Raw genomic sequence first — 15,461 nt, 5'->3', positions numbered from 1 at the left:
TCCCCAACGAGTTCGCCACCCTCGGCGCCGACGGCTTCGGCTTCTCCGACACCCGCGCCGCCGCCCGCCGCTACTTCAAAAACGACACCCACTCCGTCGTCGTGAAGACCCTGCAGCTGCTCGCAGCCAAGGGTGAGGTTGACGGAAACGCACCGGCGCAGGCCATCGAGAAGTACCGCCTGCTCAACGTGAACGCCGGCACCACGGGCAACGCCGGAGGCGAGTCCTAACCACCGGGATCCCGGGTTTTTGTACAGATAATCCCCACCCGCACCCTCGCCTCGCAAGCTCGGCCAGGGAACCCTGCGGGCGTGGCCCCAGCCTAAAACGTGCGACGGCGGTCCCCACCAACGGTGGGGGCCGCCGTCGTTCGTGTGGGGCGCTCCGGGGAGTGTCGGGAGCGCTGTGATGCAGCACAACTGCAGTTGTAGCCTTCGCACAAAATGGAGCTTGCCCCGCGGGCACCGTATGCTCGAATTATGCCCGAGCCGTCCCCTGCCCCTGCACCGCGCAAAACGCCCTCCCGGACCATGACTCCGGAGAAGACGGAGACCCTGAAAAAGCTCAGGGCAAGCGTCGGTCAGCTGTCCACCACCACCATGCGCCAGCTGGAAAAGTCACTGCCGTGGTACAGCCGGCTCAGCTCGGACGAGCGGTCCGCGCTGGGCCTCGTGGCGCAGAACGGCATCGCCGCGTTTGTCACCTGGTATGAGCGCCCCAGTTCCCCGTCCTGGATTCTGTCCGACGTTTTCGGCACCGCCCCGACGGAACTGACCCGGTCCATCAGCCTGCAGAAGGCGCTTCAGCTCATCCGGATCGTGGTGGAAGTGGTGGAGGACCAGGTTCCGGTCATCGCTCCGGAAGCGGACCAGCCCTCCCTTCGCGAAGCGGTCCTGCGGTACTCGCGGGAAGTCGCTTTTGCCGCCGCCGACGTCTACGCCCGGGCAGCTGAGTCCCGCGGCTCCTGGGACACGCGGCTTGAGGCCCTGATCGTGGACGCCATCCTGCGCGGCGAAAACACCGACGCGCTGCGCTCCAGGATCGCCGCGCTCGGCTGGAAGGCGCAGGAGCGGTTCACCGTAATGGTGGGGAACTCGCCGTCGGAACCCAGCGCCAGTTACGTGAGCGAGCTGCGGCGCATGGCGGGCCGGTACGCGGAGGATGCCCTCGTGGGCATCCAGGGCGACCGCCTCATCCTGATTCTGGGCGGCGTCCACGACCGGGAAACGGCGTATGTGAAGCTCAGCGAGATGTTCGCCCCCGGTCCGGTGGTGTACGGAGCGGAGGCAAGCTCGCTGCTGGAAGCCAGCGGCTCGGCGCAGTCGGCCTTCGCCGGGCTCACCGCCGCGCGGGCCTGGCCCGCCGCTCCGCGCCCGGTGGCCGCCGACGACCTCCTGCCCGAACGGGTCATTTCCGGGGATGACGCGGCCCGGCGGTCGCTCGTAAAGAACATTTACCGGCCGCTCCTCGCGGCGTCCAACGGCCTGGTGGAAACACTCGGCACCTATCTGGAGCTGGGACATTCACTCGAGGCGACGGCCCGGGAACTCTTCGTCCACGCCAACACTGTGCGGTACCGGCTCAAGCGCGTCTGCGACGTAACGGGCTGGGATCCGCTGCTCCCGCGGGAGGCTTTTGTGCTCCAGGCGGCCCTCGTGGTGGGGCGGCTGTCCACTCCGCCGAAGCCCGCCGCCGAGCGTGTTGCCGCGCGGAACACCAACTGAACCGTTGTAGACTTCCTACAACCTGACCCCGTGAGCTTGGTGTACGGAAACACCAATGGATCACCCGGTAATTTGGAAAGCTGGATACGTGCTTGCAATCGTCTGCCCTGGACAGGGCTCACAGACCCCCGGTTTCCTGGCCCCTTGGCTGGAACTGCCCTCCGTAGCAGGCCATCTGGCCTCCCTGAGCGAAATCGCAGGCATCGACCTCACTGCGCACGGGACCACCTCTGACGAGGAAACCATCAAGGACACCGCCGTCGCGCAGCCGCTGATTGTCGCGGCCGGGCTGGTGGCGGCCAAGTCGCTGTTCGACGTCGAACTCAGCACGCTGCCGGTCATCCTGGCCGGACACTCGGTGGGCGAGATCACGGCGTCCGCGCTGGCGGGTGTACTCACCGAAAAAGAAGCCATGACATTTGTGCGTGAACGCGCCAACAGCATGGCCGCTGCCGCAGCCGTCACCCCCACCGGCATGAGCGCCGTGGTGGGCGGCGACCCCGCGGAGGTCCTCGCCGCCATTGAAGCGGCAGGCGCAACGCCGGCCAACGTCAACGGCGCGGGCCAGACCGTCGCCGCAGGCACGTTCGAGCAGCTCAAGGCCCTGGCTGAGAACCCGCCCGCCAAGGCCCGGGTCATCCCGCTGAAGGTCGCCGGCGCATTCCACACCTCACACATGGCCCCCGCGGTGAGCGCCCTCGAATCGCTCCGCCCGGAACTGCAGCCGCAGGCACCGTCGGTGCCGCTGCTGTCCAACTTCGACGGCCAGGAGGTCACGGAGGGCAACGCCGCCGTCGACAGCCTGATCGCCCAGGTCTCGCGGCCGGTCCGCTGGGACCTCTGCATGGAGACCCTCGTGAACCGCGGCGTCACCGGCGTCATTGAACTGGCTCCGGCGGGCACCCTGGCCGGACTGGCCAAGCGTGGCATGCCGGGAGTCAAGACGGTTGCGGTGAAGACCCCGGACGACCTGTCCGCAGCCCTTGCACTCTTCGCAGAAATGGAAGGACAGGCATGAGCACGCCCGTACTGAAGCAGACCCCGGTCAACGAGCACGCCCGGATCCTCGGCATCGGGGCGTACCGCCCCGACGTGCTGGTCACCAACGAGGATGTGTGCCAGTGGATCGATTCCTCCGATGAGTGGATCCGCCAGCGGACCGGCATCGTCACCCGCCACCGTGCTCCCGCTGACGTCAGCGTGATTGACATGGCCGAGGGCGCCGCCCGCGAGGCCATGGAGAAGGCGGGCATCGAGGCATCCCAACTGGGCGCCGTCATCGTCTCCACGGTGACCCACCCGTATGCCACACCCTCGGCGGCCGCCAGCCTCGCCGACCGGCTGGGCGCCACGCCGGCCCCCGCCTTTGACATCTCCGCCGCCTGCGCCGGCTACTGCTACGGCGTGGCACAGGGCGATGCCCTGGTCCGTTCCGGAGCCGCCAAGTACGTCCTCGTTGTCGGCGCCGAAAAGCTTTCCGACGTCATCGACAACCGCGAACGCACCATCTCGTTCCTGCTGGGCGACGGCGCCGGAGCCGTCGTCATCGGCCCGTCGGACACCCCCGGCATCGCGCCGTCGGTATGGGGCTCGGACGGGAGCAAGTGGGACGCCATCGGCATGACACGCTCCATGCTGGACGTCCGCGACCTCGGCCTCGCGGCACGCCGCTCCGACTCCACCGGCGACCTCGCGCTCCTCGAGGAGGCGCAGGAGCTGTACCCGACCCTCCGCCAGGACGGCCAGACGGTCTTCCGCTGGGCGGTCTGGGAAATGGCGAAGGTTGCCCAGCAGGCGCTGGACGCCGCCGGCATCGAGGCCGAGGACCTGGTGGCCTTCATTCCGCACCAGGCCAACATGCGCATCATCGACGAGATGGTCAAGAAGCTCAAGCTGCCCGAGACCGTCACCGTGGCCCGGGACATCGCCGATGCCGGCAACACCTCCGCAGCGTCGATCCCCCTGGCCACGCACCGCCTGCTCCAGGAGAACCCCGCACTGAGCGGCGGGCTGGCCCTGCAGATTGGCTTCGGCGCCGGACTGGTCTTCGGCGCCCAGGTAGTCGTCCTTCCGTAGCAATCCCACTACAGGCCGCAACCGCGGTTTGCCCATTTCCGGCATTCCCTGCCGGCAATAACAAGAAAAGGAGCCATCAATGGCTAGCAACGAAGAGATCCTGGCCGGACTGGCTGAAATCGTCAACGAAGAGACCGGCCTGGCCCCCGAAGCCGTCGAGCTGGACAAGTCCTTCACCGAGGACCTGGACATCGATTCCATCTCCATGATGACCATCGTCGTCAACGCCGAAGAGAAGTTCGGCGTCCGCATCCCGGACGAAGAGGTCAAGAACCTCAAGACCGTCGGCGACGCCGTGGACTTCATTTCCAACGCCCAGGCGTAAGCAGGTCCAAGCCTTAATTGGCACCAGCCTTTACAGGCACCGGCCTTCACGGCTGAACCCGGCTGGCCGGCCCGGACTTTACGTTTTCCGGACCGGCCAGCCGACGCACCACCCAAATTTTTCGCAGATTTCCCCCGCACGCCACCCACTCCGGCCTCCGGCCAGCAGCACAGGACACGGCAGGCGCACCGACAGAGAGTGATCCCATGACACGCAAAGTAGTCATTACAGGTCTGGGTGCCACCACGCCCATCGGCGGCGACGTACCCACGATGTGGCAGAACGCGCTGAAGGGGGTTTCCGGAGCCCACACCCTCGAGGACGAATGGGTTGCCAAATACGAACTGCCGGTCCACTTCGCCGCCCGGTGCTCCACCCCCGCCCTGGACGTCCTGAGCCGCGTTGAAGCCAAGCGCATGGACCCGTCGACCCAGTTCGGCGTCATCGCCGCCCGCGAGGCATGGGCCGATTCGGGCATCACGGAAATCGACCATGACCGGCTGGCTGTGGCCTTCGCCACCGGCATCGGCGGCGTGTGGACGCTTCTGGATGCCTGGGACACCCTGAAGGAGAAGGGCCCGCGCCGCGTCCTGCCCATGACGGTTCCCATGCTGATGCCCAACGGCGTGGCCGCTGCGGTGAGCCTGGACCTGGGTGCCCGCGCCGGTGCGCACACTCCCGTGTCCGCGTGCGCATCCGGCACCGAGGCCATGCACCTCGGACTGGACCTGATCCGCTCCGGCAAGGCCGACGTCGTCATGTGCGGCGGCGCCGAAGCCGCCATCCACCCGATGCCGCTGGCAGCCTTCTCCTCGATGCAGGCACTCTCCCGCCGCAACGATGATCCCGAGCACGCCTCACGCCCCTACGACCGGGACCGTGACGGCTTTGTCATGGGTGAAGGCGCCGGCGCGCTGGTGCTGGAAGCCGAGGAGCACGCCCTCGCGCGCGGTGCCCGGATCTACGGCGAATTGGCCGGCACGTCCGTGACCGCCGACGCCTACCACATCACGGCACCGGACCCCGAAGGCCTGGGCGCCACCCGCGCGCTCAAGGCAGCCATGTTCGACGGCCGCATCCAGGCCGAGGACGTGGTCCACATCAACGCGCACGCCACGTCGACGCCGGTGGGCGACAAGCCGGAGTATACGGCGCTGAAGGCGGCGCTCGGCAACCACGTCGACAACGTGGCCGTCTCGGCCACGAAGTCCCAAATGGGCCACCTTCTCGGCGCGTCCGGCGCCGTCGAGGCCGTCCTCACCGTTCTGGCGGTCCACGAGCGCAAGGCTCCCGTCACGATCAACCTCGAGAACCAGGACCCGGAGATCCCGCTCGACGTCGTGACCTCCCTCCGTGCCCTGCCGGCCGGTGACATTGTGGCACTGAGCAACTCGTTCGGCTTCGGCGGGCACAACGCGGTCGTTGCCATCCGCAGCGTGTGATGTGACCTGAATGAACGCTGAAGAAGCCCCCGCCGATTGGCGGGGGCTTCTTCGTTGCTATGGGGAATCGCTGCGTCCGGCGCGCGTGGCCGGCTGCGGGCTGCTCCTAGCCGACCTGGTGCAGCCAGCGCACCGGAGCGCCTTCAGCGGCGTGCCTGAAGGGTTCGAGTTCCTCGTCCCAGGCCTCGCCGAGGGCAAGCGACAGCTCATGATAGACGGCGGACGGATCGCCGGCGCCGGCCTCATAGGCGTAGCGGATGCGGTCCTCGGAGACCATGATGTTGCCGTGCACGTCCGTGACGGCATGGAAAATTCCCAGCTCGGGCGTGTGGGACCAGCGTCCGCCGTCCACGCCCTGGCTGGGTTCTTCGGTGACCTCGAAGCGCAGGTGCGCCCAGCCCCGAAGGGCAGACGCCAGCTGCGCACCTGTCCCCTGCGCGCCGGTCCAGGACAGCTCCGAGCGGAACATGCCAGGCGCGGCGGGCTGAGGGGTCCATTCCAGGTCCGTGCGCTTGTCCACGACGGATCCGATGGCCCACTCAACGTGAGGGCACAGTGCGGTAGGGGCCGAGTGAATAAACAGCACACCGCGGGTCATTGCAACAGACATTCCATCCTCCATAGCTGTAGGTACGTCTTCCCCAACGACCTGCATGGACGGGATACTTGCTGCTCCGGGCGCCGCGTGGTGCGGGTGATTCCTGCCAATCTATGAAATTACGTGCCCGGCTGACAAGGGGGCATGGAGACATTGCTTCAAGCACAACTTGAAAGTTGCCGAACTTGGATCTTATTGTGCCGTACGCCGTCTAATTACGCCAGTGCAATTCGGCGTGGTGTAGAAAACGCGCCGGAGGAACGGGCCTACGCGCGGGGGTGGGCCTGCTGGTAGCTCTTGCGCAGCCGGTCCACGGACACGTGGGTGTAGATCTGCGTGGTGGCCAGGCTGCTGTGGCCAAGGATTTCCTGGACGGCCCGAAGGTCTGCGCCGCCATCGAGCAAGTGGGTGGCCGCGGTGTGCCGCAGGGCGTGCGGGCCTGTGGCGGAGGTGTCGCCGAGCGCCTCGAACAGGTCCTTCACCACGCTGCGGACCTGGCGCTGGTCCACGCGGCGGCCGCGCATACCGAGAAACAGGGCCGGTCCGCTGCCGGGGACTGCAAGCTTTCCCCGCCCGCGGCGCAGCCAGTCGTCGACGGCGACCGCGGCCGGGAGCCCGTACGGCACCGTCCGTTCCTTGTTGCCTTTGCCGAGCACGCGCAGGGTTCTGCGGTCCGGGTCGAGGTCGTCGATGTCCAGGCCCGCCAGCTCACCGACCCGGACACCCGTGGCGTACAACAGCTCAACCATGGCCCGGTTGCGCAGGGCCACGGGGCTGCCGTCCTTGGCAGCCTCGTTGAGGCCGGCCATTAGACTGGCAAGCTGGCCCTGCTGCAGCACACCAGGCAACGAGCCGTCGCGCTTGGGGGCCTGGAGGCGCAGGGCAGGATCTGTTTCGATGAGTTCTTCCCGCAGCGCCCACGCCGTGAAGGTCCGCGCCGTTGCCGCGCGGCGGGCCAGCGTGGATCGGGACGCGCCGGCCTCGCTCTGGCTGCCCAGCCATCGCCGAAGGGTTCCGAGCTCGAGCCCGGCAGGATCAGAAACCCCTTCACCGGCCGCATAGTCCAGGAGGCTGGAGACGTCGGACAGGTAGGCGCGAACCGTATGGTCGGACCGCGCCCGTTCACCCGTCAGGTACCGTCCGAAGCCCGTGACGGCACGGGCGAGCGCTGCCGGCAGTTCCTGTTTCTCCACTCCCCCACTGTCCCAGCATTTGGCAGAGAATCGCGGAACGGCACGCTCAACACCACAGAGCCGTCCGGCGAGGGAGACGTCGCCGGACGGCCGACCTTAGGCTGATTGCCTGGTGCGCTTCCATCCGCCTTTCTCGGAGACGGCCAGGCCCAACAGCGCCAGCCTGCCGAGACCCGCGCGCACGGATTCGGCGCCCAGGCCGGCCACGGTGCAGAGTTTTTCAACCGAGCTGGCGGACCGCAGCGGGAGGGCATCCAGCAGGATCAGGTCCTCGAGAGTCAGGCCGTCGTGGTCGGCCACCTGGCCGCTCCTTTCGTCAGGCAAGGACTGGCCGCTGGGCGAGGCGAGCTCGGCAACTTCCCCGGCGTCTGTGACGCAGACGGCGCCGCCGTCGCGCAGCAGCCGGTGGCAGCCTGCCGAGTTGGCGCTGTGCACCGATCCTGGCACCGCTCCGACCGCGCGTCCCAAAGTTTCCGCGTGATGGGCGGTGTTCAAGGCACCTGACCGCCAACGGGCCTCCACCACAACCGTGACAGATGCAAGGGCGGCGATCAGCCGGTTCCGCTGGAGGAAGCGGTAGCGGGTGGGCGCAGATCCGGGGGGCACCTCGGCCAGCACGGCACCCTGGTTGGCAACCGCGCGCAGGAGATCCTCGTTTCCCGAGGGATAGAAGCGGTCCACGCCGCCAGCCATCACGGCGATGGTCGGCATGGCATCCGAGCCGCCCGCCAGGGCCGCCCGGTGCGCATGGGCGTCAATCCCGTAGGCGCCGCCGGACACCACCGTGAATCCGCGCTGCGCCAGCGAGTACGCAAGATCACCGGTCACGGACGCACCGTAGCTGGTGCTGTCCCGCGAGCCCACCAGGGCGACAGCCTTCGCTGCCGGGGGAAGTTCGAGCTCTACCCCCCGCCACCAGAGGCAGATCGGCTGGTGCAGGCCAAGATCGTCAAGCTGCCGTGGCCACAGACTGTCCGAGGGGATGATCATCCGGCCGCCCAGGCGCTGCATGGTGGCGAGGTCCCGTTCAGGGGCGAGGTCGGGAATCCTCGGTGCCCAGCGCTTCAGTGCGGCACCGAGGCCTGCCCAGGCGTTGACCGAACTGTGCTCTGCCAGCAGCGCCGTGATGTCCTGTTCCAGCCCGGGGCCGTAACTGACCTGGCCGGTGGCTATCCTCAGGGCATCCCCGGCCCCTGCAACGTTCACCAGGGCCAGGCCCGCGACGTCCTGCGGCTCCATCAGCCTGGACAGCGCGGCGCGGGCCAGTCTCTCGTTGTGCATGTCGTTTCCCTTCACGCCGCTGCAGAGGCGGTCTGACGGAGGCTCAGGGCCTGTCCGATGTCGTTCCCGTCCGGCTGTTCCCTGCCGCCGAGGTCCGCCAGGGTCCAGGCGAGGCGTAGCACGCGGTCATAGCCCCGGGCCGTGAGCACGCCCCGTTCCAGCGCATGGTCCAGGATCCTGGTGCTGGCGGATGCGAGCCTCAGCTCACCACGCAGGATGCGACCCGGCACCTGCGAATTGGTTTCCATGCCCAGGGGCTGCAGCCGCTGCAACTGGCTGGCCCGGGCAGCCTGGACGCGGACGCCGACCGTTGCACTGTCCTCCGCTCCCCCGGACTGGCCAAAGTCCGCCAGGGATACGCGGTCCACCTGCAGCTGGATGTCCACGCGGTCCAGGAGCGGCCCGGACATCCGTGACATGTAGCGGCGCCGCATGACGGGGGTGCAGGTGCATTCAATGCCCTTTCCCGAGGCCTTGCCGCACGGACAGGGATTGGCCGCCAGCACAAGCTGGAACCGGGCAGGGTAGGCCGCCGCTCCTGCAGATCGGTGGATGACCAGCTCGCCGCTCTCAAGGGGCTGCCGGAGCGCATCCAGGACCCGGCGTTCGTATTCAGGCGCCTCGTCGAGGAACAGTATTCCCCGGTGCGCGCGCGACGCGGCGCCGGGACGCGGCAGCCCCGACCCGCCGCCGATGATCGCCGCTGCAGTCGCCGTATGGTGGGGATTCTCGAAGGGTGGCCGCCGGACCAGCTGCACGTCGGCGGTGGGGAGCTGGCACAGGGAATGGATTGCCGTCACCTCCATCGCCTCCGTGTCCCGCAGATCGGGAAGAAGCCCGGGAAGACGCTCGGCCAGCATGGTCTTGCCCGCGCCGGGCGGGCCGGTCAGCAGCAGGTGGTGGGCACCGGCAGCCGCGACTTCAAGGGCACAGCGCGCCTCCGCCTGCCCAGAGACGTCGCACATGTCCGGGACCGGAGCGTCCGCTGGAACGGGCTCAGCCGCGGCAGGTTCCTCCTCCGGCGCGATATCGAGGACAAGGTCCTGCGGGTCAGCGCCAAAATCAAACACCAGCCGGGCCAGCGTGCGGTACCCCCGGACCCTGGCACCGGGGACAAGTCCGGCCTCGCCCACGTTCGCCTGGGCCACCACGATGTCCGGGAATCCTGCCTGCACCGCAGACATCACTGCCGGCAGGATCCCGCGGACAGGCCGGAGCCGTCCGTCCAGTCCCAGCTCGGCGATGAAGACCGTGCGCCCTGTGGGCCTGATGTCTTCGGCGGCCCGCAGGACCGACATTGCTATGGCAAGGTCGAAGCCGGAACCGCGCTTGGGCAGCGACGCCGGGATGAGGTTTGCGGTGATCTTCCGCCGGCTCAACGGAATACCCGAGTTCTGTGCCGCCGAGCGGATGCGGTCCCTGGCTTCGTTGAGGGACGCATCCGGGAGGCCGAGAAGCACAAAGGCCGGCAAGGTCTGGCCGATGTCGGCCTCGACCTCCACGATGTAGCCGTTCAGGCCGACAAGGGCTACCGAGTAGGCTCTCCCCAGCGCCATCAGAGCACCTCCCTGAGGTGCTCAACAGTGGGTTCGCCAACGCCGTCGTCCAGCACGGCAATGACGTCCACCCGGCGCAGCGGCAACCGCAGTCCATGGTCCCGGCACCACGCCAAGCCCAGGCGGTGCAGCCGGGCGAGCTTGTCTGCGCCCACCGCTTCGAACGGGTGACCGTAGGCGAGCGAACGCCGTGTCTTCACCTCGGCGATCACCAGAGCATCGCCGTCCAGGGCGACGATGTCAATTTCGCCGTCGGGGCAGCGCCAGTTGCGCTCCACGATCAGCATTCCCAGTGATTCCAGGTATTCGGCTGCGAGCTCTTCCCCGCGCCTGCCAAGCAAGTCCTTCGCTTTCATGTCCACCTCCGCATCCAGACTGCAGGGGCGGACTCACGCGGAACAGACAGCTCTTAGGCTATGTGGGAAAGACGGATGGAAACCCGTGAACGACGGGCTGTGGAGGAACAGTGGCGCGGGCCGGTGGTCCACTCAGTTGCCGAGGTCGACATCCTTGGGCAGCGCCAGTTCCTCGTTGCGGGGCAGTTCCTCGACGTTGACGTCCTTGAACGTGATGACCCGGACGCTCTTCACAAACCGCGCTGAGCGGTAGACATCCCAGACCCAGGCGTCCTGGAGCGTGAGGTCGAAATAGACCTCGCCGTCGGCGCTGCGAGCCTGCAGGTCCACGTGGTTGGCGAGGTAGAAGCGCCGCTCGGTTTCGACCACATAGCTGAACAGACCCGCGACGTCGCGGTACTCCCGGTAGAGCTGGAGCTCCATGTCGGTCTCATAGTTCTCAAGGTCTTCGGCACTCATGGTTCCATCTTGCACCATGCGGCGGGAACGCGCGCACACGCTACCCGGTCAGCAGGTTCCAGCTCACCCGGTGGTAGGGGCTTGGGCCGCAGGTGCGGATGGCCTCCCGGTGCGCCGCCGTGCCGTAGCCCTTGTTGACGTCCCAGCCGAACGCAGGAAACTCCAGGTGCAGCGTCTGCATGGCGCGGTCACGCTCCACCTTGGCAAGGACGCTCGCGGCAGCGACGCTGAGGCACTGCATGTCCGCCTTGACCAGCGTGTGGACCGGAGCCTCGCACCCGGGATCCACCACAACCTCATCAAACAGGGAGGGCTGGGCGGCCGGCGAGAGCCAGTTGTGGCTGCCGTCGAGCAGGACGACGTCAGGGGTGATGCCGGCGCCGAGGATCGCAAACCAGGCCCTGTTGCCCGCCGCCCGGAGGGCGCCCATGATGCCAAGGTCATCAATCTCGCGGGCGCTGGCATGTCCGACGGCGGAGGCGACGCTCCAGGCCCGCACCAGCGGATCGAGGCGTTCGCGGTCCGCTGCCTTGAGCAGCTTGCTGTCCCGGACGTCGGCGAGCAGTTCCATGTTCTGCAGGTCCACGACGGCGATGCCCACGCTCACGGGCCCGGCCAGGGCGCCGCGGCCTACTTCGTCGACGCCGGCCAGGAACCGCGCGCCACGGGGCAGGAAGCGCTTCTCGTAGTCAAGGGTGGGTGCAACGGACATGGCTAGCGTGCCGAGGGCACATTCTTGAAGACGTCGGGGTAGTTGTCCAGGGCCGCCCACCGGTTCATCGGCCAGGCGATGACCGCTGCCTTGCCCTCGATATCGGCGATGTCCACGAAGCCGCCGCTGGTGTCGGTGTGGGCACGGGAGTCCGCCGAGTGGTTGCGGTTGTCCCCCATCACCCAGACCTTCCCCTGCGGCACCACGACGTCGAAGGTGCGCACGGCCGGAACTTCCGCCGGATTGACGTACTTCTCGTCCAGGGCGGCACCGTTGACCGTGATCTTCCCGCCGGCGTCACAGCAGACGACGTGGTCCCCCGGAAGCCCGATGACCCGCTTGACCAGGTGCTGCTCGGAGTTGTCCGGCAGGAGGCCCACGAAGGTCAGCCCGTCCTCCACAACGCTGAACGGCCCGTCGGCCTTTTGCGGTGTGGGCGGCAGCCAGCCCTTGGTGTCCTTGAAGACCACGACGTCGCCGCGCTCGAGGGCGAACGGCTCCGGAACAAGGAGGTTCACGAAGATGCGGTCATTGATGTCCAGCGTGTTCACCATCGACTCGGACGGAATGTAGAAGGCCCGGAACAGGAAAGTCTTGATGAGGAAGGACAGCACGACGGCGATCACCACCACCGTGGCGATCTCCTTCAGCCACAGCAGGAAGGGGTTGCGGGCCCGGCGCTTGTCCTGGCGGCGCGGGCCGGCAGGAGCAGGCGACGCAGGTCCGGCGCCGGAGCCGGGGGTTGCCGCTTCCGAAACGGGCTCTTGGGCGGCATGCCTTCCCGGTCCCGCGGCAGCCTGCCGCGGCTCGGAACTCCCGGGATCAATTTCCGGCATCTACTGTCCGTCCTTCGTTGTTGTCTGAGCCGCCAACGGCGGCCGCGCCACTGACGCAAATCTATCAAGCGGCCAGAGAATCTGTACCGGCCTGCCGATCACCCTGTCCGCCCGCACCATGCCGCCGCCCGGGGCCCCCAGCAGGCTGCGGGAGTCCGCGGACACCGAACGGTGGTCCCCGAGCAGCCACAGCCGGCCCTCCGGAACGGTCACGTCGAACTTTTGGGTGCTCGCTGCGTCACCGTCATACAGATAGGGTTCCACGAGGGGCTGGCCGTTGACTGTGAGGTGTTTGCCGGCGTCGCAACAGACCACATGGTCCCCGGGAAGCCCGATGACCCGCTTTACATATGTAGTATCACTGCCGGTCAGTCCCAGCCAGTGCCCGGCCGCGGCCGCCGCTTCCTGGAGCGGGCCTTCCCCGCTGTTCAGCGGGGCGAACGAGCCGCGGCCGTCGAACACAACGACGTCTCCGCGGCGGACCGGTTCGGACTGGAAGGCCGTACGGGACACCAGGATCCTGTCGCCGGTGCCGAACAGCGGCTCCATGGAAGCGGACGGAATGTAATAGACATCCAGCCAGAGGGAGCGGATCAGCCCGCTGACCAGGACGGCGGCCAGCACTGCCAGCAACGCAAAACGCCAGCCCGGTTTCCCTGGCTGGCGTTTCGTCTGGTCCATAATCCGTATCCTGTGGCGCTGCTGCGGATGGCTCCGGCGCTGGCCGGACACGGGTCGGGGACCCGCCGTGAAAGTCCGTCTGGACTTACTTGGCGGTGCTGAAGTCGCGCTTTTCCTTGATCTTCGCAGCCTTACCGCGCAGTGCACGCATGTAGTAAAGCTTGGCGCGGCGAACGTCACCCTTGGTGACAACCTCGATCTTTTCGATGATCGGGGAGTGTACCGGGAAGGTACGCTCAACACCGACACCGAAGGAAACCTTGCGGACGGTGAAGGTTTCGCGGACGCCGTCACCCTGGCGGCCCAGGACGAAGCCCTGGAAGACCTGGACACGGGAGTTCTTGCCTTCGATGATGTTCACGTGAACCTTGAGGGTGTCACCCGCGCGGAACTCGGGAACGTCTGTGCGCAGCGAGGCTGCATCTACGGAATCGAGGATATGCATTGATCCACTCCTGGTGAACGCCACAGGTCATCCACTTTGGGTCACGGCGGCCAAGCCCGGAAGGTTCCGGGAATTGCCGCCGAAGTGTTGTAGTCCGGTCCCGCCACCATTTGGCAGCACCGGGGTGTCTTGCTGTTGGTTACGCTCCCCCTGTGGCAGGCGCGGACCCAGCAGACACAAGGATTAATTTTGCCACACATGGCAAGGATTGGTTAATCCCGGAGCCTAAGGTGACCGTCGACGACGTCGTACCCCAGATCCGCGAGGGCGGTGCGGTCCGCGCGGGGCAGGGTCCCGGCGTCGAACGTTTGCAGCAGGTCGGGACGGCGTTCCGCCGTCCTGCGGTACTGCTCATGCCGCCGCCATTGCGCGATCTTGCCGTGGTTGCCGCTGAGCAGGACGGCCGGGACTTCCCGGTCGCGCCAAACTGACGGCTTGGTGTACACGGGGTACTCGAGCAGGCCGTCCGAATGCGACTCCTCCACGAGGGACTCGGGGTTGCCCACGACGCCCGGGAGCAGCCGGCCGATGGCTTCGACCATGGCCAGAACGGCCACTTCACCGCCGTTGAGGACGTAGTCGCCGAGGCTGACCGGACGGACAGTGAAGTGTTCCGCCGCCCATTCGATGACGCGTTCGTCAATGCCCTCGTACCGCCCGCAGGCGAACACCAGCTGCTCCTCCTCGGCCAGCTCGTAAGCCAGCGCCTGGTTGAAGCGCTCCCCCGCCGGGGACGGGACGATCAGCACGGGCTTGGCCGCGCCGGCGGGCCGGGCAGCAGCCACGGATTCGAGCGCCTGCGCCCACGGCTCGGCCTTCATCACCATGCCGGCGCCGCCGCCATACGGGGTGTCGTCGACGGTGCGGTGGCGGTCGGTAGTGAAGGTGCGCAGATCGTGCACGTTCAGGTCCAGCAGCCCGTCCTGGCGGGCCTTGCCGATGAGCGAGAGTTCCAGGGGTGCCAGGTACTCGGGAAAGATACTGACGACGTCGATTCTCATCTACGCTTTGGCCTCCGGCCCGGATTCTCCCTCGGCAAAATCCGAGCCCCTGGTCTCGGGGTCGTCCGCGCCTTCCTCGTTGATCTCGAACAGGCCCGAGGGCGGAGTGAGCAGGACGTAGCCCTCCTCGGTGTTCACCTCGGGGACGATCTGCTCCACGAACGGGATGAGGATTTCCTTGCCGTCAGGCGTTTCGACGACGAGCAGGTCCTGCACGGGCATGGTGTTCAGGGCCGTAACCTTGCCCACGGGCCGGGAGCCGACGCGGGCCTCAAGGCCGACCAGCTCGTGCTCGTACCAGCCCTCGTCGTCGTCCTCGTCGAGTTCCTCGGTCTCAATGAACAGCTTGGCGCCGCGCAGGGTCTCGGCCCGGTTGCGGTCGGCCACCTCCTCGAAGCCGAGCAGGAGGATGTCCTTGTTCCAGCGGGCACTGCGCAAAGTCAGCGGCCCGGCCGAGGCAGGTTCAACCACAAACCCGGTGCCGGGGACGAACCGGTCCTCCGGCGCGTCGGTGAGCACCTGGACGGTCACCTCGCCGCGGATTCCGTGGGGCTTGCCGATACGGGCCACCTGAAGCTGCATGTGTTCCTCTGTTGTAGGTTGCATGTTGATGCGTGATTGGGACTGGTGCGGGTGCCCTGAATCCAAATGCTGGTCAGGGCCCAAAGCAGTCCGGCCCCTCCACCAAGAGATGGTGGAGGGGCCGGACGTTAAGACAAGTGTTGCAGGCGCGTTACCGGCGGCGGTCGGTGTCGACGACGTCGACCCTGACCTGC

General features: G+C 67.3%; 18 protein-coding genes. 6 read left to right on the top strand and 12 right to left on the bottom strand.

Annotated elements, in window-relative coordinates:
- The 6 genes from ACFRAH_RS23860 to fabF form a co-directional block, all read left to right on the top strand.
- Positions 1–230: hypothetical protein (locus ACFRAH_RS23860; RefSeq protein WP_377993375.1), on the top strand; the 230-nt coding region annotated here is incomplete at its 5' end.
- Positions 231–479: 249 nt separating this feature from the next.
- A complete protein-coding gene (locus tag ACFRAH_RS23855) occupies positions 480–1,724 on the top strand; it encodes a PucR family transcriptional regulator (protein WP_377993374.1) in 1,245 nt (414 codons plus the stop codon).
- An 88-nt stretch (positions 1,725–1,812) separates the two neighbouring features.
- Entirely contained in the window at positions 1,813–2,742 is a 930-nt protein-coding gene (locus ACFRAH_RS23850; protein ID WP_377993373.1) for an ACP S-malonyltransferase, read from the top strand.
- Positions 2,739–3,800, top strand: a complete 1,062-nt coding sequence (locus tag ACFRAH_RS23845; RefSeq protein ID WP_377993372.1) for a beta-ketoacyl-ACP synthase III — start codon at positions 2,739–2,741, stop codon at positions 3,798–3,800. The genes ACFRAH_RS23850 and ACFRAH_RS23845 overlap by 4 nt, the downstream gene beginning before the upstream one ends.
- 79 nt (positions 3,801–3,879) lie before the next feature.
- Positions 3,880–4,125 (top strand): acyl carrier protein, encoded by a 246-nt coding sequence (locus ACFRAH_RS23840; protein WP_003806076.1) that lies wholly within the window; start codon positions 3,880–3,882, stop codon positions 4,123–4,125.
- Between the two features lie 206 nt (positions 4,126–4,331).
- Complete coding sequence (fabF, locus tag ACFRAH_RS23835; RefSeq protein ID WP_377993371.1) at positions 4,332–5,567, top strand: beta-ketoacyl-ACP synthase II; 1,236 nt, start codon at positions 4,332–4,334, stop codon at positions 5,565–5,567.
- Positions 5,568–5,673: 106 nt separating this feature from the next.
- On the opposite strand, the gene ACFRAH_RS23830 is transcribed toward fabF, so the two are convergent.
- The 12 genes from ACFRAH_RS23830 to rimM all read right to left on the bottom strand — a co-directional run bounded on the left by ACFRAH_RS23830 (position 5,674) and on the right by rimM (position 15,267).
- Positions 5,674–6,177 (bottom strand): DUF3145 domain-containing protein, encoded by a 504-nt coding sequence (locus ACFRAH_RS23830; protein WP_003806074.1) that lies wholly within the window; start codon positions 6,175–6,177, stop codon positions 5,674–5,676.
- Between the two features lie 254 nt (positions 6,178–6,431).
- Entirely contained in the window at positions 6,432–7,358 is a 927-nt protein-coding gene (locus ACFRAH_RS23825; RefSeq protein WP_377993370.1) for a tyrosine recombinase XerC, read from the bottom strand.
- 96 nt (positions 7,359–7,454) lie between these two features.
- The gene (gene dprA / locus ACFRAH_RS23820; RefSeq protein WP_377993369.1) at positions 7,455–8,639 is read right to left on the bottom strand and encodes a DNA-processing protein DprA; all 1,185 of its coding nucleotides are present in this window, start codon (positions 8,637–8,639) and stop codon (positions 7,455–7,457) included.
- 11 nt (positions 8,640–8,650) lie between these two features.
- Complete coding sequence (locus tag ACFRAH_RS23815; RefSeq protein ID WP_377993368.1) at positions 8,651–10,195, bottom strand: YifB family Mg chelatase-like AAA ATPase; 1,545 nt, start codon at positions 10,193–10,195, stop codon at positions 8,651–8,653.
- Entirely contained in the window at positions 10,195–10,551 is a 357-nt protein-coding gene (locus ACFRAH_RS23810) for a YraN family protein (RefSeq protein WP_377993367.1), read from the bottom strand. The genes ACFRAH_RS23815 and ACFRAH_RS23810 overlap by 1 nt, the downstream gene beginning before the upstream one ends.
- 132 nt (positions 10,552–10,683) lie before the next feature.
- On the bottom strand, positions 10,684–11,010 hold the full coding sequence (locus ACFRAH_RS23805) for a DUF2469 domain-containing protein (RefSeq protein WP_377993366.1): 327 nt from the start codon (positions 11,008–11,010) through the stop codon (positions 10,684–10,686).
- 40 nt (positions 11,011–11,050) lie between these two features.
- A complete protein-coding gene (locus ACFRAH_RS23800) occupies positions 11,051–11,722 on the bottom strand; it encodes a ribonuclease HII (RefSeq protein ID WP_377993365.1) in 672 nt (223 codons plus the stop codon).
- A gap of 2 nt (positions 11,723–11,724) precedes the next feature.
- Positions 11,725–12,558, bottom strand: a complete 834-nt coding sequence (lepB, locus tag ACFRAH_RS23795; protein WP_377993364.1) for a signal peptidase I — start codon at positions 12,556–12,558, stop codon at positions 11,725–11,727.
- Positions 12,559–13,239, bottom strand: a complete 681-nt coding sequence (gene lepB / locus ACFRAH_RS23790; protein WP_377993363.1) for a signal peptidase I — start codon at positions 13,237–13,239, stop codon at positions 12,559–12,561.
- 85 nt (positions 13,240–13,324) lie between these two features.
- On the bottom strand, positions 13,325–13,684 hold the full coding sequence (rplS, locus tag ACFRAH_RS23785; RefSeq protein ID WP_009359303.1) for a 50S ribosomal protein L19: 360 nt from the start codon (positions 13,682–13,684) through the stop codon (positions 13,325–13,327).
- 212 nt (positions 13,685–13,896) lie between these two features.
- Positions 13,897–14,685: a tRNA (guanosine(37)-N1)-methyltransferase TrmD gene (gene trmD, locus ACFRAH_RS23780; protein ID WP_377993362.1), complete on the bottom strand. Its 789-nt coding sequence runs from the start codon at positions 14,683–14,685 to the stop codon at positions 13,897–13,899.
- The gene (gene rimM / locus ACFRAH_RS23775; protein ID WP_377993361.1) at positions 14,686–15,267 is read right to left on the bottom strand and encodes a ribosome maturation factor RimM; all 582 of its coding nucleotides are present in this window, start codon (positions 15,265–15,267) and stop codon (positions 14,686–14,688) included. It lies immediately after the preceding gene.
- Positions 15,268–15,461: the final 194 nt, after the last annotated feature.

This window comes from Arthrobacter sp. NPDC056727, from assembly GCF_042790555.1.
Taxonomy (GTDB): Bacteria; Actinomycetota; Actinomycetes; order Actinomycetales; family Micrococcaceae; genus Arthrobacter.
Note: the sequence above shows the minus strand (reverse complement) of the source record. Positions and strands in the feature narration are given on the sequence as shown.